Genomic DNA, 22,986 nt, shown 5'->3' with positions numbered 1-22,986 from the left:
GGCGGCGGTACCATCAAGATATCAGGCGGACCCGCAGGACAGGCAGGACCGACAATCCAGTATACCGACGACAACGCTCTGACCAAAGCTGACAACGGCGACGACGTTATCGACTATAACAACGTAACCGTTTACTACGCTGCTATGGACTCAGCAACAGGTAACCTTGACGTCGGCTCCATGACAATGAACTTCAAAGAAGCGGACAACACTGCTGCAACACCCAACGGCAAGACCTCCACAGGCGAGTTCGACCTTGAGGTGAGAGGCGGCGGAGAAGTTGCGACAACAGCAACCAAGCTGAAAGACATCGCTCTGTTCACAACAGATGACGGACGCAACATCTTTGAACAGACTCAGGAACTTACAATCTTCGGTAACGGTACTTCACAGACCATCTACCTTGAGGGCGACGATACCATCTCAGATTTTGAAACAAAAATGTCTGACGCTATCAAATCTCTCGGCATGGGTGCAACTACCGACACCAGCGACACAGTTTCTGATGTCAACAACAACCTTGTCAACTTTGTAACTACCAAAAAAGACAACTCCAACGAAGCTGTTGAGGGTACTTTCGTAATCCAGACAGCGAAACTCGGAGACGACAGCAAACTGTCATTCGTAGGCGACGAGAACCTTATCAACGCGCTTTCACTCGCTAAAATTCAGAACGGTGAAAACAGCGAACTGACAGTAACAGTTACAGACGCGCACTCAGGCAAAACAGTAGGTTCCGACAAAGTTAACGACTATACCCTGAAAAACGTTATCGCAGGTGTGGAAGTTAAAATAGACAGCGCACTCGGTCTTGACATCTCATGGGACGACGACAAGAAATCAATGACATTTGATGCCGGCGACAACGAAGACATCAAACTTCACCTTGTTGACAACTCAACAGAGCTGCAGATAGGTGCGAACGAAGGTCAGACCATCAACACAAGCATAGCTCAGTCAGACACAGAGGCACTTGGTCTTGACAATGTTCTGATGGTTGATCAGGAGAGCGCTCAGTCGGCAATAACAGCTATAGACGCTGCGCTTAACAAAATATCCAGTGCGAGATCCACTATCGGTGCTCAGATCAACAGACTTGAGTACACCATCACCGGTCTTGACACTACAAGAGAAAACCTGACAGCTTCCGAATCCAGAATCCGCGACCTCGACATGGCTTCAGAAATGTCAGACTACACAAGAAACCAGATACTCAGCCAGGCAGGCGTTGCCATGATTTCTCAGGCAAACGCTCAGTCTCAGCTGGCTCTGCAACTTCTTGGTTAAAAGTTTGCCGTAAACGGGGTCTTCCTTTGAGAAGACCCCTTAGTGCAAGGATGGTGGATTATGACAAACATAAGCACAACACCAACTGCCGCAGACACCAGAACCAGCAATGTTGCATACACGAATGAACAACGCCAGACTGTGCCTGCAAAAGAGGGCAGCAAAAATGAGAATAAGGACACCGCGAAACAGCCCCGGAAAGAAGAGGTTGACACTGCGGTAAAGGATCTTAACCTGACCCTTGATTCTCTGAATGTCAGACGTGAGTTCAGAGTCGATGACTCAATAAACGATGTGGTCGTTAAGATCATCGATAAGGACGATCAGAAGGTTATAAGACAGATACCATCCGAAGAGGCTATCAAGCTATCTAAAAACATTCGGGAAATGGTAGGAATTTTATACGACAGCACGTCATGAGACGAAAGGGGCACTTTTGGGTGCCCCTTTCTTATTTACGGTAATTCTTCCACCCTTGGAGAATTTACGCTAACGCTCCATTCGGCAAATGCCTCCCTGCGCGGTCACGTAAGCGAATTTCATCCTGAAAATAAATAAAGAAAAACAATCTTAAATCTGGTGGCTGAATGCAAGAAGCATAAGGAAGAATTTCCGAACGGGCTGCGAGCATACATACAAGGTATGTGAGCAGTTCTGAGGAAAGGCTGACGCAATAATGCGCCGCATACAGACGCCAAAAAAAGATTTATAAAAAGTGGCTTGAACCGAGCAGTTCAAGGCGAAAAATAGAAAATCTGCGCAGTGTACGTATAAGTACATGAGCAATATTTTCTATTTTTCAACGATGAAATGTGAAGCGTTAAAGACGCTTTTATTTACCCATGTTGTCGAGGAACTCCGCGTTAGTCTTCGTCCCTTTCATCTTATCAAGCAGAAACTCCATAGCGTCGATGCTGTTCATGTTCGCAAGGAATCTGCGCAGTATCCATACCTTGTTCAGTTCTTCTTTTGTAAGAAGCAGTTCTTCACGTCTGGTACCTGATTTGTTGATATCAAGAGCAGGGAAGATACGGCGTTCGACAAGTCTTCTGTCAAGGTGGAGTTCCATGTTACCGGTACCTTTGAATTCCTCAAAGATTACCTCGTCCATTCTGGAACCAGTATCCACAAGCGCTGTTGCGATGATGGAGAGCGAACCGCCCTCTTCAATGTTTCTCGCTGCGCCGAAAAATCTCTTAGGTTTATGAAGTGCGTTTGAATCCACACCGCCTGAAAGAACTTTGCCTGACGGCGGCTCAATGGAGTTGTACGCGCGCGCAAGACGAGTTATTGAGTCCAGAAGGATAACAACGTCCTTTTTATGTTCAACAAGTCTTTTTGCTTTGTTCAGAACCATTTCAGAGACCTGAACGTGTCTGTATGCAGGTTCGTCAAAGGTTGAGCTGATAACCTCTGCGTTAACCGATCTCTGCATGTCGGTAACCTCTTCGGGGCGCTCGTCTATAAGCAGTATGATCAGATAAACTTCGGGGTGATTTTCAGAGATTGCGTTGGCGATGCTTTTCAGCAGCATGGTCTTACCTGTTTTGGGAGGCGCAACCAGAAGTCCCCTCTGTCCCTTACCGATGGGGGAAATGAGGTTCATGATCCTTGTTTCGTATGCTGCGGGTTTGTATTCAAGCTGGAGTCTTTCTTCGGGGAAAAGAGGCGTGAGGTTTTCGAAAAGGGTTCTCATCCTGTTTGCGGTTTCAAAGTTTACCTCTTCAACCTTCAGGAGTGCGAAATATTTTTCATTGTCTTTGGGTGGTCTTATCTCCCCTGCGACGGTATCCCCGTTTCTCAGACCGAATTTACGTATCTGCGCGGGTGAAACATATATATCATCGGGACCGGGCAGATAGTTGTAATTCGGTGAGCGGAGGAATCCGAAGCCGTCGGGCAGGATCTCCAGAACGCCCTGACCGTATATCTGTCCGTTTCTGGCGCTTGTAGTTTTGAGGATTTCAAAGATAAGTTCCTGTTTCAGCAGACCGTCGGAGTTTTCAATACCGACAGAATCTGCAATGGTGACAAGCTCTTCAATGGCTTTCTTTTTAAGATCGTTAAGATTCACGATTTTCTCCATTCAGATAATAGTATAAAAGGTTGTGTCGAATAATATTCATAAATTAACAACGGGTTTGTTTAACAGTTGGTACCAGTTTAAATGTATTGATTTAATTACGGGAAACGACATCCTGAAACAGACGCAGGGATTGTCTGCACTTTTGATATATTTAATCCTATAACTCTCAGTTGTCAAGCTGTCATTTATCGTGTTGCCGAAAAAATACGCAGCACTCTGTAAAACAAAAGGGGCTGAAAAGCCCCTTAAAATTGGTAAATAACAAGTCCGGTTTGCAGTTTCGGGTAGAAATATGTGGATTTCTGCGGCATAACCATCCCGCTTTCGGAAATTTCACGCACGATGTCGATATCCACGCCTTTCAGTATGAAACCGACGGCTTTTTTGTCCGCCGCAAGTTTTTCAATCTGGTCAAGAGTCTGCACGAAATACACACCCTCTTTTTTAAGAAGTCTTTCGTCGGTGACATTCATGAACTTCTTCATGATGCCCTCCTGCAGCAGGTATGTGTCCACCTTGCGGTATACCTGACTGAGGTTCTCTATGACCTCGTCGTGGGCTTTTATGCCGTAGTAGGTGTTGTCATAGTACAAAGCCATGGAGCGTCCGCCCGCAGGGTCGTTAACAAAAGTATCCGCAGTTTTCGCATCCGCCAGTTTTTCGATGGTGAAGTCGAAGCGCAGCTTATCAAGGAATCCTTCAAAGCTGAACGCGGAATCCACTTCAAGCACTCTGTGTGTGGGGAATATCTTGAGACCTTCGTCGTAGAAGTTGACGAACATCATCATTACATAGTCGTAGGGCTTCTCCTCGTTCTCCATGTCCGCGTTCTGTTTGCGGGCATGGTCTCTGTAGTTCAGCGCCGTTTCATATCTGTGGTGACCGTCGGCAATGTAAATCGCCTTGTCCTTCATAAACTCTTCAATCATGCGCACGGTGTTGTCGCCGCTGACAGACCAGATGGTATTCTTAACTCCGTCTTCGTCCATTGCGGAGGCGGTGGGCATGTTCTTTTTCGCTTCGTTGAAGACAAGGTTCATGCGGTTGTCCTTGTCCATGTAAAGACCGAATATCTGGCTGAAATTTGTCTTGCAAGCCTTCATCAGCTCAAATCTGTCCTTTTTGGGACCTGAAAGGGTCTTTTCATGGGGGTAGACGGAACCTTTACCCAGTTCTTCCAGTTTAAGAAGTCCGACAAAACCTGTGCGGACGTATTCCTTTCCGCCGTAGGTGTAGACCTGCTCATAAACATAGAATGAAGGTTTTTCGTCTTTTATGAGTATCTTATTGTCGCAATACTGTTTATAAAGTGCGGCGGCGTTGTCGTATTTGTCATCCGCGCCGTCGGGGAGATCCAGTGTCACCACGTTATAGGGGCTTTTATCTTTCAGAGCCTGCTTCATTTCAGGGGAAATGACGTCATATGGGGGAGCCACAACACTTTTCAGAAGCACTTCCTCAAGGTTGTAACGTACGCCCGCAAAAGGTCTTACAATAGACACTGTGTCCTCCTAATTAACTGTCAGTCGTGCAAAATTCTTCTTGCCGACCCTTAATACGTATTCGCCCTTATCAAGGGTGATGTCTATACTGTCAACTTTATTCCCGTCGATATACACCCCGCCGGCTTTGGCTGTGCGCCTTGCTTCGCTTTTGCTGGGTGCAAATTTCAGTCTGTCGATGATATCAACTAGCTTTTCGTCGGTTTTCGCTTCACACGCTACCATTTCATCAGGATTTTCGTGTTTTGAGAATATTTTCTCGAAACCTTCCCTCGCCTTTACCGCTGCGTCGGCGGAGTGGAAACGGGTGATTATCTCTACAGCTAGTTCCTTTTTAGCTTCCATAGGGTGTCTGGAACCTTCGGCAACAGCTTTTTTGAGTGCGTCTATCTCGCTCAGGGATTTATCGGAGAGCAACAGATAGTATCTGAACATCAGATCATCGGATATGGACATCATCTTGCCGAACATATCGGCTGGTGATTCCGCTATTCCTATATAGTTGTTCAGAGATTTAGACATTTTGTTCACGCCGTCCAGACCTTCGAGGATGGGCATGGTAAGCGCCACCTGCGGAGCCTGTCCGTGTGACCTTTGCAGGTCGCGTCCGACGAGAAGGTTGAATTTCTGGTCTGTTCCGCCAAGCTCAACGTCGCTTTTAAGGGCAACGGAGTCGTAACCCTGTACCAGGGGATACAGAAACTCATGTATGCTTATGGGTTTGTTGTTTGCATATCTTTTGGAGAAATCGTCACGCTCAAGCATTCTGGCTACGGTATACTGCGAAGCCAGTCTTATCATATCCTGAGAGTTCATTTTCTCCATCCATGTGCTGTTGAAGGCAACTTCAGTCTTTGCTGGGTCGAGTATCTTGAAAACCTGCTCTTTATAGGTCTCAGCATTTGCCAGAACCTGCTCTTTCGTCAGAGCCTTGCGGGTTTCACTCTTGCCGGTTGGGTCGCCTATCATGCCTGTGAAATCCCCGATAAGGAATATCACCTGATGCCCCAGATCCTGAAAGTGTTTCAGTTTCTGGATGAGAACAGTATGTCCGAGGTGAAGGTCTGGTGCTGTCGGGTCAAATCCCGCTTTTATTCTGAGCGGTTTGCCCTCGTCATAGGATTTCTGAAGTTTTTTCAGCAGATCCTCTTCGCTTATGATCTCTTCCGTTCCCCGTTTAATCTGTTCCAGTTGTTCTTCGGGTCTTAACACTTTTCCTCCGACCGTAATACGGTCTTTTAAAATAGTCTTTTGTTATAGCCGATATTAAAGCAATGTTCAAGAGCGCGATGGTTATTTTTCACTCACCTGCTGTATAGCAGTGTGTCGAAAACAGGGGAATAAAACAGGTATATTATTGATGCGGCAGCTATAAACGGACCAAAAGGAAGCATAATGTTTTTTTGTCTGGAAACAAGCTGCAAAGTAATTCCGAACACAGCGCCAAGGAACGCGGAAGCGAAAATTACAAAAAAAATGGATTTTATACCGAGCATGGCACCGACAACCGCCATAAGTTTTATGTCGCCGCCTCCCATACCCTCTTTTTTGCGTATTATCTTAAAAAGATACGATGGTATGAACAGACCGAGAAAACCCGTTAGAGCACCGTAAAGAGGAAAGGTGAATGTGCCGTAAAGCGCCCATGAAAGCGCGAATCCGGTCACGAACCCCGCCAGATTGAGGGTGTCGGGAATGATTCCGCATTCGAAATTTTCGTCAACTGCTGTAAAAACGTCCGCTAAAGCCGCAGCGAGCATAAAGAAAATCACGGCACAGCCGTGCCACATCTCAAGGCTCAGCCCGAACTTAATATAGCAGGCAAGAAACAGCAGCGCCGCCGCCAGCTCTGTGAGCGGGTACATCAGCGATATGGGTGATTTGCAGTTCCTGCATCTTCCGCCAAGAATAAGCCATGAAAGTATCGGGACATTATCATAAAACTTTATTTTTTGTCCGCATTTCGGGCAGGAAGAAGGGGGATATGCGATATTGAGTCCTCTTGGGAGACGGTAGGTCAAAACGTTCATGAAGCTACCGAGACAAGCTCCAATTAAAAAAATATATATTGGTTTGAAAATTTCCACGATAAAGTCTATTTAACGTCTTTAAGGGCGACTTCGATGACAAACGACTCCTCGCCGACCTTAAAGGTCATTCCGAGGCACTGAACGTTCTTCTGTTTACCGACAACGTGGTCTTTTCCGACAACCACGTTAGGAATTGAAATTTTAAATTTAACACCGGTACGGGAAAATATCTGCTTGGCACCACCTGCAATCATGTTGAGAATTTCGCCGATAGCGTCCATAACATCTTCATCAATATTATCTTTTTTCTCACCGATGAACTTTTCAACGACTTTGAGCGCAAGGGTCTCCGTCATGCTTATTATGACGAAACCAGACGCTTCGCCCGCAAGACCGATTATGCCGGAAATGTCATAGGGCAGCTTTTCGCCTGTTTTGACATAGAGCTGTCCGCGCACAGGGTCTATACTCAGCATGGTTCTGAAAACTTCGCTGGTTGAAGTTATAAAAGGATTGATGTGTTCAGCTTTCATTCTCTTATATTGCCAAAAATACCAGTTTGTTTTCATCCGCAAAGCGGATACATTTGTCTATTTCTACGACAAAGGTGCTGTCTGCCTCCACGGCGAGCACCTTGCCCTTATTATCATTTAAAATTTTTAACGTGTCAATACCGACTGTCGGAATATCAAATCTTAAATCCTGAGACGGTTTTGCACATTTAACAACAACAGCACCCTCTTTAGCAAGACGACATCCGCGCTCGATTGCCTGATCGGTGCCTTCAATAGCCTCCAGTGCCATAACAGCGCTGTTTTTTACTACCACTGTCTGTCCGACGTCGAGTCTTCCCAGCTCTTTCGCGGTATCGTATCCGAATAAAATATCTTTTTCCTGCTCGGGAGTCGGTTTCAGCTTACTATATATACCTTTTTGCATATACAGGCTGTCCAGAGCATAGGTCTGCTCCATAATCTGCATCCCTTCGTCGGTTACAAGCCTGCATATCGCATCCATAATGGTATCGTCCTTCCGGTTTTTCAGTCCGGCAAGCACTTTTACGGCGAGCAGATCGAATTTCAGATTGGAAAAGATGAGCGCCTTGTTCACCTTTCCGGCGAACAGGACGCTCTCTATGTCATATTTTTTAAGAAGTTTTATCAGTTTGCCGACCTGTGTCACGCTTATCTTTTCAAGGCTTATGCCCTGAATGTCGGAAAATCCTGTGCTGACAGCTTCGTCCAGCGCAACAACAAGTACGCTGTGCCCTTTTTTAAGCAGATTTTCAGCGGCGATCCTTGGCAGTGTGCCATATCCGGCAACAACGGCAGCTTTCAAACATTCCCTCTCTTATCAGCCTCTTACAAAACTTCTTTTGCTGTCTTTGATGAAATCTATGAACTCAACAACCTCAGGATAGGGATGGAGGAAGGAGAGTTCTTCGGGGAGATCAGCCAGTTTTATGGTGAGATCCATATAGATTGACAGAGCACGTTTAAGCTCCATACGCACCTCCGGACCTATACCGCGGCGTTTAAGACCGACACTGTTCAGTCCCTCAAGCTCAGCGGGAGTTCCCGCAAGAAGACAGTAAGGGGGCGCGTCTTTAAGGAGAGTACTCTTTCCGCCTATCATACAGCCGGAACCGATGCGCACAAACTGGTGCGCTGCGGCAAATCCGCCCATGTTCACAAAAGAACCTACGCGGCAATGTCCGCCGAGAGCGGAAAAGCTGGTCATTGTAACGTTGTTCCTCAGTTTGCAGTCGTGGGCTATGTGTGCGTATGACATGATGAAACAGTTGTCACCCACAACGGTTTCCCAGACGTCCTCTTTTGTGGAGGCTCTGTGTATGGTACAGAATTCACGCAGGAGACAGTTTTTACCGATTATCAGCTTCGTATCTTCGCCTTTGAAGCTGTAATCCTGCGGGTCTCCGCCGATATGTGCATTCATACATACTTTTGTTCCGTCACCGACGGTTGTGTCGCGTTCGATAACGGCATTGTATCCGACGAAAACGTTTTCGCCTATAACACAGTTTTTGCCGATGAACGCCCCTTTTTCAATTATTGCGCTGTCCGCTATCTGTGCGGACGGGTCTATTAATGCGTCTTTATGAATCATATTTTACGCTCCGCTTATTTTCAGACAATGCGTTCGGTGCCTTTTAAGCTCCGCGCATTATCGCTGTGAGTTCGCCCTCACATGCAAGTTGACCGTCAACAAACGCTTCCGCCTTAACTTTTACAAGGTCTTTTTTCTTTTTGATAACCTGAATCTTCATGACAAGCTGGTCGCCGGGAACAACCTGTCTGCGGAATTTAACGCCGTCAACGCCCATGAAAAAGAAGAGTGCGTTCTCAGGCACTTCAGAAGCGGTTGAAATGGTGTGTATACCCGCAACCTGCGCCATAGCCTCGACGATAAGCACGCCGGGCATAACGGGGTATGAAGGAAAGTGACCCTGAAAGAAGGGTTCGTTCATTGTTACGTTCTTTATAGCTGTTATGCTTTCGCTGTCCATCTCCAGAACCCTGTCAACGAGCAGAAAAGGGTATCTGTGGGGCAGTTTTGTCATTATTTCTCTAATGTCCATCATCGTTCAGTTTCCTCTCAATCTCATCAATCCTTTTAACAGTCTCTGGCAGAGAACGCAGAAGCACGATCTCGCGCAGCCAGCCTTTTCTGGATGTATGGGGAAAACCGGCGTATATACCGGGTTTGTCTATATCGGAAATCACGCCGCATTGTCCGGCAAGCATCGTTTTTGAGCAGATTTTAAGGTGATCAGCCGCTCCGGAACGCGCACCCATAACGACATAGTCGCCAAGGGTTGTGCTTCCCGCCAGAGCCGCCTGACCAGCCATGATGCAGCCTTTGCCGAGTACGCAGTTGTGACCCACCATACACTGATTATCTATCTTGGTTCCTTCACCTATAACCGTGTCGCTGAATTTTCCTCTGTCAACACAGCTATTCGCGCCTATTTCCACATCGTCACAAAGCATGACTCCGCCGACGTGGGGGATCTTGACATTCTTTCCGCCCCGCTGGTAATATCCGAAGCCGTCCGCACCTATTACTGAACCGGAGTGTATCATTACACGCTTGCCCAGCTTTGTGCCGGAGTATAGACTTACGTTGGGAAAAATCTCGCATCCTTCGTCCATAACAACGCCGTCGGCGATATTCACATTGGCATGTATGATGCAGTTATCGCCTATACGGCAGTTTTCACCGACGTATGCGAACGCATCTATGAAGACGTTCTGACCGATTTCAGCGGATTCGGCAACAAAGGCTTTGAGGTGTATACCCGCTTCTTTTTCCGGTCGCGGATAAAGCTCGGAAAGAGCCGCCACAAGAGCCATCTCAGGGTCGTCCGCCCCGATGCACGTTTTACCGTCGGCAGGCGATTCTCCCGTTTTAATGAGAAACGCAGCGGCATCGGAATCAAGTACGCCTTCGGGAAGTTCCTTGACCAGAAGAGGCACAAGGGCACCCTTTCTTATATCCTCGAAAGAGGACACACAGGAAACCTCTGTGTCCGCCCCGATAAGCCTGCCCCCGATTTTTTCAGCAAGAACAGACGCTTTCATTATTTTTTCTGCTGTTTGAACACAACGTTGTATCTCTGGATAACAACGTCTGTGATGTCAACTTTCGGGTTGAGGTACAGTACGCCGGAGTTGTTCTGCTCAATAATAACTTCCATATCAAGCTCTTTTCCGAGAGATTCAACGATTTTCAGCACATCGTCCTGAATTGATTTCAGATATCTCATTTCAAGTCTTTTAAGTTCCTTGGAATAGTCGTCCTTGTTCTGGTTGAAATCTCTTATCATTCTCTGGATTTCAGCTCTTTTCTTGTCTTTGTAGTCGTCGTTTGCGACGCTCTCTTTCGCAGCGTATTCCTGCTGTGCCTTTTTTATAGATTCATTGGCAGCGGAGAGTTTTTTGTCATACTCGTCCGCCTTTGCCTGAAGTTTTCCGTAAACGTCTTTACCGCCGTCAGACTCTTTCAGAACTTTCTGAAAGTCGATAACGCCGATTTTTGCATATGCCGATGCGGAGAATACCGCCATTATCAGCAGAAGAAAGAAAAGTTTGGTTCTCATTATACTAAAATCCTCCTATTGGATATTATGTCCGTTATATCATACCGCCGATGGAGAACTCCCATCTGCCTTTGTTTGAAAGCCCTTCCTCAGAATCCGGATTAATGGGCTGTCCGTATTCAAATCTGAGCGGTCCGATGGGGCTGTACCAGCGGAAGCCTGCACCGTAAGACCTGACAAGGTCGCGTTTGAAAAAGGCTTCGTCGTCGTCATATGCCTGTCCCTGATCGAAGAACACAACACCCATGAGCTGCGCGCTGGAAACCAGCGGGAACACAAGCTCGAAGTTGTTCTGTATGTATTTCGTACCGCCGAATTTATTGCCGTCTTCATCCGCCGGAGAGATATCTCCGTATTCGTAGCCTCTGATGCTGTACATACCGCCAAGTCTGTAACGTTCCGCGATGGGCGCGTCGTTGTCGTCAAACATCTGGATATATCCGCCCTCAAGGTGTGCCATAAAGACAACTTTCCAGAACAGTGTGACATACTGAGAAGTGTCCATGCCCAGTTTACCGAACGAGTAGTCGCCGCCAAGGGGACCGCCGGCCAGTTTAAGGGATACAGAACTCTGGTTACCCTTTGTGGGGAGATACGGGTGGTTTGTGGAAGACCATCTCAGAGTGGGGGTGATACTGATAATCTTGGACTCACCCTCCTGCGCTTTAATGATGTCCGCGGCGTAATCCTCTATGTTTGTGATTTCGTTCTCTTCATATCTGAACTTAACGCTTCCGAAGAGTCTGCGTTTGATTATCTGGTGACCTATACCAAAAGCGAAACCTTTTGATTTTTTATCGTAGTCGTCGTATTCCCTGTTGGTTTTGAACAGGTCTGCGCTGAAACTGTATGGTCTGTCAAACAGCCAGGGGTTAACGAAACTGATTGTATAGTCCGCTTTGCTGCTTGAAAACTCGGCCTTTGTCGTCAGCTCATACCCCATACCGAACAGGTTTTTCTGTGTGAGTGAAACGGTACCTATCAGTTTATCGACACTGGAGTAACCCGCAGCCATGCTGAACATACCGGTCATTTTGTCATTTACGTCGACATCAAGGTCAACCTGATCGTTTCCTGCTCTCGTTTCGGCTATACGCACCTGATCGAAGAAATCGAGGTATTCAAGGTGGCGCTTGGAATCGGCTATGAGCGCACTGTTGTAAAGATCGCCCTCAACTATGTCAAACTCGCGGCGGATAACCCTGTCCCTTGATTTCGTATTGCCTCTGATGTTTATCCTGCTGATATAAACCAGCATATTCTCTTCAACATTATATTTAAGGTCGATTGTGGCAGCTTCGTCGTTCATTTTTGATTCCGGGTCAACGTTCGCATATGCGTAACCCTTTTCTGTGAACACGGAGGTAATGGATTTTATGTCGTTCTGATAGGTTTCAACGTTGAACCAGTCGCCTGTTTTAAGTGTTGCTGCTTTTTTAAGTTCATCAAGATTTGAATGTTCATATCCTGCAAAGTCAACGTTTGCGACTTTATAGCGGATGCCTTCGTCAATTTTAATTGTTATATAGATTTTTTTCTTGTCGTCGGTAATAACGATGTCAGGCTCGCCAACCTGCACCTTTGCATAGCCGTCTTTCAGATACAGCGCGCGTATTTTTTCCATATCGGTGCGCAGTTCGGTTTTTTTGAGCTTTCCGGAACCGGAGAGCCATGACCAGAAACCTTTTTTGGAGGTTTCCATTTCTTTCAGAATCTCTTTGGACTTAAAGTGCTTGTTGCCTACCACCTTTATGTCATAAACCTTAGCCTGAACGCCTTCGTCGATTGAGTAGACCACGTCAACAGAGTTGTTTCCGCGTTCCTCAACCTCGGTGGTTATCTTTGCCGAATAGAATTTCTCATCAGCATACTTTTCCTGTATCAGCAGAAGGTTGGACTCAACCTTCTTGTTGTCCAGAAGCTGACCGGACATGGGAGTGACGGTCTCTTCCAGAACCCTAGATTTTATCTCTGAGTTTCCGTTGAAGTATACGTTGTTTACATAGGGTTTTTCAGACACGGTGTAAACGAGAACCAGCCTGTCGTCGTCCACCTTCATGTCAACCGTTGCATCCGTTACAAGACCGGAGGCGAACAGATCTTTGATACTCTTGTCCACTGCGGCAAGGTCAAACTGCGAACCCTCTTTAACTGTATATTTCTGAATAGTAGCGGTGGGTACTCTGCGGTTTCCCGTTATCTCCACAGAGTCTATAGTGGCTGCAAGTGCGTTAAATGAGATGAGTATTAACGCAATAAAAAAAAAATAGAATTTCCTCATGCCGACTCCACAACTTCCAATATTTCCCTTATCCTCTGATACTTAACTTTTGCCATACTTTTATTTCCGATTAGGCGTGCGGTCGATTCCAGCATGGTTTCAACCTCCACCAGACCGTTCTTTTTCAGAGTCTGTCCGGTGGAAACCAGATCAACAATGAAATCCGAAAGACCGACTATCGGAGAAAGCTCGATAGAGCCGTAAAGTTTGATGGTCTCAACGAAGACACCCTTACCTGCAAAAAAGTTCTTTGTCAGCGAGGGATATTTTGTTGCAACCACCATGTCGTGACGGTATGAAAGGTCGGAATCCTTCACCCCTGCTACGCAGAGGCGGCAGTATCCGAAACCGAGATCAAGGTATTCGTATACCTCGGCGGCTGATTCCAGCAGTATGTCTTTGCCCACAACGCCGATGTCCGCGGCGCCGTGCTTAACATAGGTGGAAACGTCCATATTCCTGACCATCATGAATTTTATGTTGTTCTCTTCATCATGAAAAGTGAGCATACGGGAGTTGAAATCCACAACCCCTTCTCTTGTAATTCCTTTTTTCAGGAAAAGATCTATGGTATCTTCCGCCAGTCTGCCTTTCGGCAGAGCAACGTTTATACAGTCGTCTGTTCTCATTATTCCTTTACCCTTGAGAGGTTTGCACCGACACCGCTGAGTTTTTCAACAAAATCCTCATATCCTCTGTCGAGGTGATACAGCCTTGAAACCTCTGTTTTTCCTTCCGCCATAAGCCCGGCTATGACAAGGCTGGCGCTGGCGCGCAGGTCGGAAGCCATCACGGGTGCTCCCATAAGGGATTTAACGCCGCGTATCATGGCGGATTTATCTTTCAGCTTGATGTCCGCGCCCATCCTTTTAAGCTCGGCAACGTGCATGAATCTGTTTTCAAAAATGTTTTCAGTAACTACGGAAAAACCATTCGCAACAGTCATAAGGCTCATAAACTGCGCCTGCATATCCGTCGGGAAGCCAGGATAAGGAGCCGTTGAAACGTCGGTTGATACCAGCGGTTTATCTTTTGTAACCCTGATTGTTGAACTGTTTATCCTGTCTATTCTAAGCCCTGTCTCGGCTATTTTGTCCAGTGTGGTGCGCATAACGTCAACGGGAACGTTGGTTATCTCAACGCTTCCGCCGGCCGCTCCGACACAGCAGATAAAGGTTCCAGCTTCAATACGGTCGGGCATGATTGAGTAGTCAGCACTGTGGAGTTTTTCAACGCCTATGATGCGTATTTCGCTTGTACCCTCGCCGGTTATCCTTGCACCCATCTTTTTCAGAAAGTGCGCGAGGTCAACTACTTCCGGTTCCTGCGCAGCGTTGCGCAGAACGGTTTCGCCCTCTGCAAGGCACGCAGCCATCATTATATTTTCAGTACCGGTAACGGTGACTATGTCGAAGTTAATTATAGCGCCTTTCAGCTTGGGGCATTCCGCGTCGATATAACCGTGTTCAACAATAATCTTAGCACCCATAGCCTCAAGAGCTTTCAGGTGCAGGTCAACGGGACGTTCGCCGATGGCGCATCCGCCAGGCAGAGAAACCTTTGCCCTGCCCTTTCTGGCAAGAAGCGGTCCGAGAGTAAGAACGCTCGCCCTCATGGTTTTTACCTGCTCATAGGGAGCTGTGAACGCTTCGGGGTCGAAAACTGTGTTTATTTTAACCGATTTTCCTGTTCTTTCGGATGAAATACCGAACTCTTTCAGGAGCTTGAGCATTGTTGAAATGTCAACCAGTTCGGGAGCTTCGCTGATGTTGTATTCCCCCTCCGCAAGAATGACAGCGGAGAGGATGGGGAGTGCAGCGTTTTTCGCGCCGCTGATGCGTATTGTGCCGTTTAATTCACGACCGCCTTCTATTACGAGTTTGTCCAAACCAGTACCCTTTCTATCTCTTGATAGTCCTTGATAATCTTATATTTTTGCCCTTCAGCCCAGCCCGATACAACCTCATGTTGTCCCAACCCAAGCTCGAAGAGCGCCACCCCGTTTTTATGGCATAAATCGGGTATCATGTCCAATAGTTTTTTGTAGAACGAAAGCCCGCTGCCACCGTCGCTCAGGGCATTTTTGGGCTCGAATTTCAGGGATTTAGGTGAATCCTCCCACTCTTTTTCAGTGAGATAAGGAGGATTGCATGTGATTATATCATATCTGCCATCCGGATAATCAGCCGTGTCCAGAGCGTTTCCCTGTTTTAAACGGAACCTTCCATGAGCATACCTGTTCAGATTGATTTCCGCAACAGCAAGAGCCTCCGCACTTATGTCCAGAACGTCCGCCGTCCAAAGCGGGCGCTGTTCAAGGAGAGCCGCCGCAATGCAGCCGGAACCTGTGCATATATCCAGTATTCTCAGTTCCGTTTCAGCAGAAAACATGGAAAGAACCTCACTGACAATAAGTTCCGTTTCAGGGCGGGGTATCAGCACCCGCCCGTCCACATACATATCAAGACCGTAAAATGATTTGTTATTAATGACATATGCCAGAGGTTCGCCTGTTCCGAGCCTGTCCAGCATCTTCTGAACCCCTTCCGTCGGCACAACTTCGTCCGACAGGTGCAGAGGCACTTGTGAATATTCTATTGAAAACGCTTTCGATGCAAATTCCAGTGCATCGTGGCGATTCGCCAGGCAGTTTTCACGGACATACCCGATGAACTCCGCCAGCTTCATCAAAGCCCCGATTCTCTGAGTCTCTCTGCCTGATCAAAGGCTATCGTAGCCTCTATCATATCCTCCAGTTCACCGAGCAGAAATCTGTCGAGGTTGGCAGACTCCTTTATCCTGTGGTCGGTAACCCTGTTCTGGGGGAAGTTATATGTTCTGATGCGTTCACTTCTGTCACCGGAACCCACCTGCAGCTTTCTGCTTGCAGCCTCCGCAGAGTTCTTTTTCTCAATCTCCGCTTCAAGGATACGCGATTTCAGCAGCTTCATGGCTTTTTCACGGTTCTTTATCTGGCTTCTCTCATCCTGACATGTGACAACAATACCTGTGGGAATATGCGTCATGCGCACAGCCGAGTCAGTTGTGTTGATATGCTGTCCGCCTGCGCCGCCTGCACGGTAAACATCCACACGAAGGTCTTTCTGTTCTATCTGAACATCAACGTCCTCCGCCTCAGGGAGTACCGCAACAGTACAGGCTGAAGTATGGATACGCCCGCCCGATTCAGTCTCAGGCACGCGCTGAACCCTGTGTCCGCCCGCTTCAAATTTCAGCTTGCTGTATGCGCCGTAGCCCTTTATGAGCGCCACGACCTCTTTATATCCGCCGACGCCGGTTTCGTTGAAATCCACTATTTCAACTTTCCAGCCGTTCATCTCCGCATATCTTGAATACATTTTCAGAAGCACGGCAGCAAAAAGCGATGCTTCGTCTCCGCCCGTTCCGGCGCGTATCTCAAGGAAGATGTTCTTGTGGTCATAAGGGTCTTTTTTAAGCAGGAGCTTTTTAAGCTCACCCTCCATGCGCTCAAGGGTGTCCTTGTTCTCCTCAAGTTCCATCTCAGCAAGCTCAACAAGATCTTTATCACCTGATGATGCGATGATGCTTTTAGCCTCTTCCAGCGAGTGCTTGACCGCCATATATTCATCGTATTTCTCAACGACGGGGCGCATCTCCGCATGATCCTTGGATATCTTCATGAAATGCTCCTGATCCGATATCACTTCCGGATCGGTGAGCAGCTTTGTCATCTCTTCGTACTTGGTCTTAACTTCCTGCAGTTTGTCAAACATCTTTTCCTCAGTCTACTATTGTAATTCCCTCTTCGGGTATCTCCATATCCAGCGATGCGCGGATGGAGATAAGAGCCACTTCAAGCTGGCTGTCGTCCGGTTCCTGCGTGGTTATCTTCTGGAGCAGAAGCCCCGGCATTATCAGAAACCTTACGATCGGATTCTTATGAAACTTTCCGCTGAGTTTCAGTATTTCATAGCTCACACCCGCTATGACAGGGATGAACACAAGCCTTGCGCCCAGCTTTATAAAGAAGTTAGCATCGTTGGGAATAAGCGAAAAGGTCAGTATGCACACCAGCATCAGTATAATAAGGAAGCTGGTTCCGCAACGCGGGTGAAAACGGCTCATCTTTCTGGCATTCTCAACATTCAGTTCCAGACCCTCTTCATAAGTGAAAATTGCTTTATGCTCCGCTCCGTGATACTGGAAAACGCGCTTTATGTCTTTCAGAAACGATATGCCCCAGACATACAGCACAAAAAATATCACACGGATAACACCGTCCACCGCATTGTAAAGCAGCGAAGAGGTGTGCAGGGAAGGCATGATATGTTTCATAAGCTCAGTAACCTGCAAAGGCAGGTAGATAAAGAGCAGAAGCCCAAGCCCTATGCCTGTCACCATGCTGAAAATGGTTGCCGACTTACTCATGTGCTCTTCGCCCTCGCCTGTTGAATGGTACGCGCTGAAATTGAGTGCGCGGATGCCGAGGATGAGTGAATCGTAAAGTGCTATGAGACCTCTGATGAGGGGTTTTTTGAATATCTTGTTTCTGTCCAGTTTAACGTCCTCTTTTTTAAGGACTATCTCTTTTTCACTCTTGCGGACGGCTATGACGAATCTTTCGGGAGCGCGCATCATAACGCCCTCAATAACCGCCTGTCCGCCAATGTTTGGTTTTGCCATTATTCACTTCCTTTTTTCGGATACCAAATGAGACTGCTTAGCACATAAAGACCTCGCAGAGATAACAAAACGTCTTTGCGAGCGCAAGCGAAGCAATCTGTGTTGAAATATAAGACTATAGAACAAAAACGCTAAAGAAAGTTTTTCTTATCTGTAAATTTTTCTCTGATTTCTTTCGCCTTTCCGCAGGTGAAGGTACCTTCGGGGCATTTTCCGCGGACGCATCCGGGTCCGGCATCGCCGAAAACAGACGGCGCCTCTTTACGGCATATTCTGAGCATTTGAAATGACATTTCGCGTATCTCCCACTGTGCCCTTTCGCAGCAGCGGATAGAGAAATAATGGAGCAGTTCGCGTGCGTTCATAGTTATGATTATTTTGGTTTCGCAGGCATTGGGCAGAACGTATCGTGCGTCCTCTGCGGGAATTCCCGCATTCAGCAGCACCTCGTATGCCTTACCGATGTCCTGCATCGCTTTTTCATACTGCGCAAGAAGTTCGGGATTGTCTGCTATTGTGAGCGGAGTGATGTATTCGAACTGCGAACCGTGCTTAACGTATCTCTGGGATTTCTGTGAGTAGCTGGCTATGCGGTGGCGCACAAGCTGATGGGTGAGAGCGCGGGATACACCTTCAACGCCGAATGTGAAGTTAAGGTGCTCCAATACCGAGTGGTGCCCCATGGACACTATTTTCTGAATGAAATCCGACTGTTCTTTGCTGCTGATCTTTTCAAGCAGCCCGCCGATGTCGGAATCAGAATAGCACAGTTTAGCGGCCAACGCGGAAACAAGCTCTCCGTCGGCTGTTTTAGCAATCAGCTTAACATTAAGCCCGTGTGCGCTGCCGCCGCTGTTTTCCATGCTTTTAAAATTATTTTGCTTTGTTGTATTTCTTCATGAACTTCTCTACACGGCCGGCAGTGTCGATAAACTTCTGCTTGCCTGTGAAGAAGGGGTGGCATGAAGAGCAAATAGCAACGCTTGCTTTTTCAGGCGCTACAGTTGATGTAGCGGGGATTTCAGCACCGCACGCACATTTGAAAACAACGTTGTTCACTTTAGGATGGATATCTTTTTTCATCTATATTACCTCTGGGATTATCTTTCACAATGGAACAAGGGTTATATCACAACCATTCGGGGGATTCAACATAAAAATAGACCATAGCCGCAAAGGTGCAATACAAATATATTTTCATAATCGTGTGAATATATTATGTATAGCTCTTTTACATGTTGATTTTGATATGATTTGTAGTATTATTTGTTATTCGACAATTTTACAACAGGAGGAGTTATATGAACAACAGCAAAGGTTTTACTCTGGTAGAACTTGCTATAGTGCTTATGATTATCGGTGTTATTCTTGGCGGCGTTGTTAAAGGAACTGAACTTGTGACAAACGCCAAAACTAAGAGACTTTACAGAGACTACCAAAATGTTCAGACTGCATACCTTGCTTATCTTGACAGAACAGGGGACACTCCCGGTGATATTACCGATTCTCAGACAGATGCTGACAGAGATAATAAAATATCTGATAATGTTAATTTCTGGCAGGAACTCAGAAGTGAGAATCTGTTTGATACTGCCGGAACAACAGACAGCATCCCGAACCACGTTTTTGGCGGTTCAATGACAGCAACTTCCGGAGTAACAGCCACCGCTGTTATGGGATTTACAAACAACAACCTTGCCTGTTTTAACAGTGTTCTCGATAAGAATGCCGATTCACTTGACAGGCTGTTTGATGACGACAACGGAACAACAGGGGAAATCAGACATGCTGCAAGCGCCACTGCTACCGCAGCTACAGCATACTCATCTACCGATGGAGCAACGGGCACCATCTGCATCAGCCTTGACTGATAACACCTCAACTAACCATACATAAAGCGGCTCACATCGAGCCGCTTTTTTTTGCTCTAAGCCTTACCAATACTTGACAGAATAGCTTATTACGCCTATTATCCTCTTTAGATTATCCTTATTAGATAATCCAAAGAGGATAACGATGAGAAACCCTTTTACTCTTACGGAATTAAAAAACAACGAGGACTTCTGCAACAGAAAAAAAGAGATAAACCTGCTGAAAAACCTTGCTATGTCAGCAAACAACGCAGTCATACTCTCTGACAGACGATTTGGAAAATCCTCTCTGGTCAAAAGAGTGCAGAACGAAATAGCCGGAAAAGCTATAACCGTTTACTGCGATATATCAGCCGTTTCCGGCATAGATAATTTTTGTGAAAAACTCTCATACTCGATACTTGAAAGCATACGGAACAGAGAATCCCTTTTCAAAAAAGCGGCGACATTCTTTTTCGCATACAAACCCGTCCTGCAATACGATGCAGTCACCGCCGGATACTCACTCTCGCTTCTGAAAACAGGAAATAAAAAAGGACTTGAACTGCTCACAGAAACACTGGACGCACTGAAAAAAACCGTTGAGAACTCCGAACTCCCTGTCAACATTGCCTTTGATGAATTTCAGGATATCACCGACATTAAGGATGCGGAGCAGGCAGAAGCAATACTCCGCTCAGTCCTACAGTCTGTAAGCGCATCCTTCTTCTTTATCGGAAGTAAAAAAAGCATCATGCAGGACATCTTTACAAATAAGAAAAGACCGTTTTATAAAAGTGCGGACATAATTGCTCTGGAAAAGCTGCCCATTGATGAATTTGCGCAGTATGTTGCAGATAAATTCAACTCGCAGAAAAAACAGTGCTCTGTAGAAAACGCCTACTATCTTATAAACAAGGTCGATAATATGCCGTTTTACGTTCAACTGCTGGGGCTGCACACATACATCAATACAGAATATGACGTCACAAAACAGATCATAGATGAAACATTCGCAGAACTCCTTGAATCATATCGGTATTATTTCGGCAAAATTATTGAATCCATCCCGCCGAAACAGCGTGAGGCGTTCATAGCGCTTGCAAAAAATCCGACTGACGAACCATATTCAGCCGCATACCTGCAAAAGCATTCAATCACTCTCAAAACTATGCAGAACACGATAAAAAATCAGGAAAAAGAAGGCTATCTGGAAAACTGCTGCGGCATGTGGAAGCTGAATGATAAGGTGCTTGCGGAATATATTATGAAATATTGTTAATGCACTTTGCCAAAGGAGAGAGCAAAACAGAAACAGCTTCCCCTTGCAGGGTTCGCAGAGATGCACAACTTTTATATTCGTAAAAACATCAGATAATCTTTTATGATGTCTCATTAATAAACGCGTTTATCATTCCGCTGTTCAGCCGCCGTGTTCACTTTTAAAAATTGTGTCAGCGGTAATCATTAATACAGTGGATATTTTCCGACCACCATTTCAATATAATTCACGCAACGGATATATGCTGAATTAGTGTAATCAATAAAATATTAAATACTTCAATCATTTTTAACATTTCAGCGAAAACCCGCTCTGCGCACGGGTTTCCATAAAAATAAAAATAAGTGGTCAAAAAATAAACAAAATCCGTAAAGTTTCTCGGCATTCCAGACGATACTAATACCACGACAATAGAATAAGAAAAGGTACTGAAGCAATCAGACCGATGACTGTATGACATACAGCGTCGGTCTTTTTTGTTTTCTGTTCCCGATGGAGGTGCATCCTTTTTCAAGGCACTCTGAAGACGTAAGCTAAAACCTACAATTTGGAATTAGAGCATATTGTATTGCTCTGTGACAACATTACGTTTGCCATTAATTTTATATCCACCGGCATGGAAGCCGGGGAAATATTACATGGAGGTAATATCATGGCACTCACAGTTTACACCAACGTGAACTCTCTCGTTGCGCAAAATTATGTCAACCAGACAAGCGGCAACATATCCAAAAACCTTGAGAAACTCTCTTCAGGTCTCAGAATAAACAGCGCAGCCGATGACGCTTCCGGTCTCGCTATTTCCGAGAAACTGCGCGGGCAGATTTCAGGTCTTAAAAGAGCATCCATGAACGCCCAGGACGGTATTTCAATGCTCCAGACTGCTGAAGGCGGTCTTTCAACCATTCAGGAAATGACTCAGAGAATGAGAGAGCTTGCTGTACAGGCTTCAAACGGCGTTTATACTTCAAACGACCGCGCAGAGATACAGAAAGAGGTTGATCAGCTTAAAGAAGAGATCGACCGCGTTGCTTCTTCAACAGAGTTCAACACTAAAAAACTGCTCAACGGCGATGCAACAGCACTCTCTTCAACAGACAAACCTTCGGCTATCGAAGTAGCCGTCACAGGTAAAGTCGCTGAAGGCAACTATAACCTCAATGTTGAAGTTACAGCAGGCAAGAACGCCGTTTACAAAACAGACGTTATGACGCTGAACACCGACTCTGTCGGCGGCGAGATAACAACTGCGGGCGGAACAGAGAACGACACTAACATTTCTTCCGTAACAGACATCAAAACAGTTGCGACTTCCGGCACAAGCTACTACACAGTCAACGTAGGAGACACAGCCGTTGAAAACGCATCCGCAACAGTTACTGCAACATTCCAGCAGACAGGTTCTTCCTTCTCCGTTTCATCAGCGGGAATCGGAACAGGCGGCACAACTTTCGCTGATTCCGGTTACCTTGAGATCAAATTTGACGGCGAAGTTACTTCCGCTTCATCTTCAGTAAGCGTTTCTGCAAGATTCATCAACGCAAAAACAGGCGCTGTAGGCGAATGGGCAACTATGTCAGGTGCCACTGTTTCCAACGGAACAGTTACTTTCAACGAAAGTACAGGCGGCGGCGGACCCGCTATTGATGCTTCAGTTACAATCGGTGTTGCCGGTAAAATTCAGGAAGGCGACAAGATACTGATGAGCATTTCCGGACAGTCTACTGTTGCAGGAGCAGCTTCTTCCGGCGGCGGTACCATCAAGATATCAGGCGGACCCGCAGGACAGGCAGGACCGACAATCCAGTATACCGACGACAACGCTCTGACCAAAGCTGACAACGGCGACGACGTTATCGACTATAACAACGTAACCGTTTACT

General features: G+C 46.4%; 22 protein-coding genes and 1 pseudogene. 5 read left to right on the top strand and 18 right to left on the bottom strand.

Translation table 11 applies throughout. From position 1 onward, the window contains the following. Both Q7P67_RS12780 and Q7P67_RS12775 read left to right on the top strand, forming a co-directional pair. A partial coding sequence (locus Q7P67_RS12780) for a flagellin (protein ID WP_303852633.1) occupies positions 1–1,287 on the top strand: 1,287 nt, incomplete at its 5' end. Between the two features lie 60 nt (positions 1,288–1,347). Next, complete coding sequence (locus Q7P67_RS12775) at positions 1,348–1,707, top strand: flagellar protein FlaG (RefSeq protein WP_303852632.1); 360 nt, start codon at positions 1,348–1,350, stop codon at positions 1,705–1,707. A gap of 412 nt (positions 1,708–2,119) precedes the next feature. On the opposite strand, the gene rho is transcribed toward Q7P67_RS12775, so the two are convergent. The 18 genes from rho to rpmE form a co-directional block, all read right to left on the bottom strand. Then, entirely contained in the window at positions 2,120–3,361 is a 1,242-nt protein-coding gene (rho, locus tag Q7P67_RS12770) for a transcription termination factor Rho (protein WP_303852631.1), read from the bottom strand. Positions 3,362–3,618: 257 nt separating this feature from the next. Continuing rightward, positions 3,619–4,875 (bottom strand): DUF1015 domain-containing protein, encoded by a 1,257-nt coding sequence (locus Q7P67_RS12765; RefSeq protein ID WP_303852630.1) that lies wholly within the window; start codon positions 4,873–4,875, stop codon positions 3,619–3,621. 9 nt (positions 4,876–4,884) lie between these two features. Continuing rightward, a complete protein-coding gene (gene tyrS / locus Q7P67_RS12760) occupies positions 4,885–6,087 on the bottom strand; it encodes a tyrosine--tRNA ligase (protein WP_303852629.1) in 1,203 nt (400 codons plus the stop codon). Between the two features lie 92 nt (positions 6,088–6,179). Next, entirely contained in the window at positions 6,180–6,962 is a 783-nt protein-coding gene (locus Q7P67_RS12755) for an A24 family peptidase (RefSeq protein WP_303852628.1), read from the bottom strand. Between the two features lie 8 nt (positions 6,963–6,970). Beyond that, on the bottom strand, positions 6,971–7,438 hold the full coding sequence (locus Q7P67_RS12750) for a chemotaxis protein CheX (protein ID WP_303852627.1): 468 nt from the start codon (positions 7,436–7,438) through the stop codon (positions 6,971–6,973). Between the two features lie 4 nt (positions 7,439–7,442). After that, on the bottom strand, positions 7,443–8,243 hold the full coding sequence (locus tag Q7P67_RS12745; protein ID WP_303852626.1) for an LpxI family protein: 801 nt from the start codon (positions 8,241–8,243) through the stop codon (positions 7,443–7,445). Between the two features lie 15 nt (positions 8,244–8,258). Continuing rightward, entirely contained in the window at positions 8,259–9,032 is a 774-nt protein-coding gene (gene lpxA / locus Q7P67_RS12740) for an acyl-ACP--UDP-N-acetylglucosamine O-acyltransferase (RefSeq protein WP_303852625.1), read from the bottom strand. 43 nt (positions 9,033–9,075) lie between these two features. Next, positions 9,076–9,507 carry a 3-hydroxyacyl-ACP dehydratase FabZ gene (fabZ, locus tag Q7P67_RS12735; protein WP_303852624.1) on the bottom strand — a complete coding sequence of 144 codons (432 nt, stop codon included), beginning with the start codon at positions 9,505–9,507 and terminating at the stop codon, positions 9,076–9,078. Further along, the gene (lpxD, locus tag Q7P67_RS12730) at positions 9,494–10,507 is read right to left on the bottom strand and encodes a UDP-3-O-(3-hydroxymyristoyl)glucosamine N-acyltransferase (RefSeq protein ID WP_303852623.1); all 1,014 of its coding nucleotides are present in this window, start codon (positions 10,505–10,507) and stop codon (positions 9,494–9,496) included. The genes fabZ and lpxD overlap by 14 nt, the downstream gene beginning before the upstream one ends. Further along, a complete protein-coding gene (locus tag Q7P67_RS12725) occupies positions 10,507–11,025 on the bottom strand; it encodes an OmpH family outer membrane protein (protein WP_303852622.1) in 519 nt (172 codons plus the stop codon). Before Q7P67_RS12725 ends, lpxD begins: the two co-directional genes overlap by 1 nt. Positions 11,026–11,059: 34 nt before the next feature. Beyond that, positions 11,060–13,306, bottom strand: coding sequence for an outer membrane protein assembly factor BamA (gene bamA / locus Q7P67_RS12720; protein WP_303852621.1), 2,247 nt, complete (start codon positions 13,304–13,306; stop codon positions 11,060–11,062). After that, positions 13,303–13,935 carry an ATP phosphoribosyltransferase gene (hisG, locus tag Q7P67_RS12715; protein ID WP_303852620.1) on the bottom strand — a complete coding sequence of 211 codons (633 nt, stop codon included), beginning with the start codon at positions 13,933–13,935 and terminating at the stop codon, positions 13,303–13,305. The genes bamA and hisG overlap by 4 nt, the downstream gene beginning before the upstream one ends. Further along, positions 13,935–15,194 carry a UDP-N-acetylglucosamine 1-carboxyvinyltransferase gene (murA, locus tag Q7P67_RS12710; RefSeq protein ID WP_303852619.1) on the bottom strand — a complete coding sequence of 420 codons (1,260 nt, stop codon included), beginning with the start codon at positions 15,192–15,194 and terminating at the stop codon, positions 13,935–13,937. The genes hisG and murA overlap by 1 nt, the downstream gene beginning before the upstream one ends. Next, positions 15,179–15,994, bottom strand: a complete 816-nt coding sequence (prmC, locus tag Q7P67_RS12705) for a peptide chain release factor N(5)-glutamine methyltransferase (protein WP_303852618.1) — start codon at positions 15,992–15,994, stop codon at positions 15,179–15,181. The genes murA and prmC overlap by 16 nt, the downstream gene beginning before the upstream one ends. Continuing rightward, positions 15,994–17,061 (bottom strand): peptide chain release factor 1, encoded by a 1,068-nt coding sequence (gene prfA / locus Q7P67_RS12700; protein ID WP_303852617.1) that lies wholly within the window; start codon positions 17,059–17,061, stop codon positions 15,994–15,996. The genes prmC and prfA overlap by 1 nt, the downstream gene beginning before the upstream one ends. 7 nt (positions 17,062–17,068) lie before the next feature. Next, entirely contained in the window at positions 17,069–17,971 is a 903-nt protein-coding gene (locus Q7P67_RS12695) for a DUF1385 domain-containing protein (protein ID WP_303852616.1), read from the bottom strand. Between the two features lie 131 nt (positions 17,972–18,102). After that, positions 18,103–18,834: an FAD-dependent thymidylate synthase gene (thyX, locus tag Q7P67_RS12690; RefSeq protein ID WP_303852615.1), complete on the bottom strand. Its 732-nt coding sequence runs from the start codon at positions 18,832–18,834 to the stop codon at positions 18,103–18,105. A 10-nt stretch (positions 18,835–18,844) separates the two neighbouring features. After that, complete coding sequence (rpmE, locus tag Q7P67_RS12685) at positions 18,845–19,054, bottom strand: 50S ribosomal protein L31 (RefSeq protein ID WP_303852614.1); 210 nt, start codon at positions 19,052–19,054, stop codon at positions 18,845–18,847. A 218-nt stretch (positions 19,055–19,272) separates the two neighbouring features. Between rpmE and Q7P67_RS12680 the strand changes: the two genes are divergently transcribed. The 3 genes and pseudogenes from Q7P67_RS12680 to Q7P67_RS12670 form a co-directional block, all read left to right on the top strand. Beyond that, on the top strand, positions 19,273–19,842 hold the full coding sequence (locus Q7P67_RS12680; protein ID WP_303852613.1) for a type II secretion system protein: 570 nt from the start codon (positions 19,273–19,275) through the stop codon (positions 19,840–19,842). 145 nt (positions 19,843–19,987) lie between these two features. Continuing rightward, positions 19,988–21,103, top strand: coding sequence for an ATP-binding protein (locus Q7P67_RS12675; RefSeq protein WP_303852612.1), 1,116 nt, complete (start codon positions 19,988–19,990; stop codon positions 21,101–21,103). Between the two features lie 652 nt (positions 21,104–21,755). Continuing rightward, a pseudogene (locus Q7P67_RS12670) lies at positions 21,756–22,986 on the top strand (flagellin); the annotation flags it as partial.

Source organism: Seleniivibrio woodruffii, assembly GCF_029267515.1.
Classification (GTDB): Bacteria; Chrysiogenota; Deferribacteres; order Deferribacterales; family Geovibrionaceae; genus Seleniivibrio; species Seleniivibrio woodruffii_A.
The sequence above is the reverse complement of the archived record's forward strand: the minus strand, read 5'-3'. Positions and strand labels throughout refer to the sequence as shown.

Excerpts from the sequence above, each read along its gene's own strand:
- Q7P67_RS12725 (WP_303852622.1), bottom strand. The coding sequence starts at position 11,025 with ATGAGAACCAAACTTTTCTTTCTTCTGCTGATAATGGCGGTATTCTCC.
- Q7P67_RS12680 (WP_303852613.1), top strand. The coding sequence starts at position 19,273 with ATGAACAACAGCAAAGGTTTTACTCTGGTAGAACTTGCTATAGTGCTT.
- fabZ (WP_303852624.1), bottom strand. The coding sequence starts at position 9,507 with ATGATGGACATTAGAGAAATAATGACAAAACTGCCCCACAGATACCCT.
- rpmE (WP_303852614.1), bottom strand. The coding sequence starts at position 19,054 with ATGAAAAAAGATATCCATCCTAAAGTGAACAACGTTGTTTTCAAATGT.
- prfA (WP_303852617.1), bottom strand. The coding sequence starts at position 17,061 with ATGTTTGACAAACTGCAGGAAGTTAAGACCAAGTACGAAGAGATGACA.
- lpxA (WP_303852625.1), bottom strand. The coding sequence starts at position 9,032 with ATGATTCATAAAGACGCATTAATAGACCCGTCCGCACAGATAGCGGAC.
- Q7P67_RS12695 (WP_303852616.1), bottom strand. The coding sequence starts at position 17,971 with ATGGCAAAACCAAACATTGGCGGACAGGCGGTTATTGAGGGCGTTATG.
- lpxD (WP_303852623.1), bottom strand. The coding sequence starts at position 10,507 with ATGAAAGCGTCTGTTCTTGCTGAAAAAATCGGGGGCAGGCTTATCGGG.
- Q7P67_RS12750 (WP_303852627.1), bottom strand. The coding sequence starts at position 7,438 with ATGAAAGCTGAACACATCAATCCTTTTATAACTTCAACCAGCGAAGTT.
- hisG (WP_303852620.1), bottom strand. The coding sequence starts at position 13,935 with ATGAGAACAGACGACTGTATAAACGTTGCTCTGCCGAAAGGCAGACTG.
- Q7P67_RS12675 (WP_303852612.1), top strand. The coding sequence starts at position 19,988 with ATGAGAAACCCTTTTACTCTTACGGAATTAAAAAACAACGAGGACTTC.
- thyX (WP_303852615.1), bottom strand. The coding sequence starts at position 18,834 with ATGGAAAACAGCGGCGGCAGCGCACACGGGCTTAATGTTAAGCTGATT.
- Q7P67_RS12775 (WP_303852632.1), top strand. The coding sequence starts at position 1,348 with ATGACAAACATAAGCACAACACCAACTGCCGCAGACACCAGAACCAGC.
- prmC (WP_303852618.1), bottom strand. The coding sequence starts at position 15,994 with ATGAAGCTGGCGGAGTTCATCGGGTATGTCCGTGAAAACTGCCTGGCG.
- bamA (WP_303852621.1), bottom strand. The coding sequence starts at position 13,306 with ATGAGGAAATTCTATTTTTTTTTTATTGCGTTAATACTCATCTCATTT.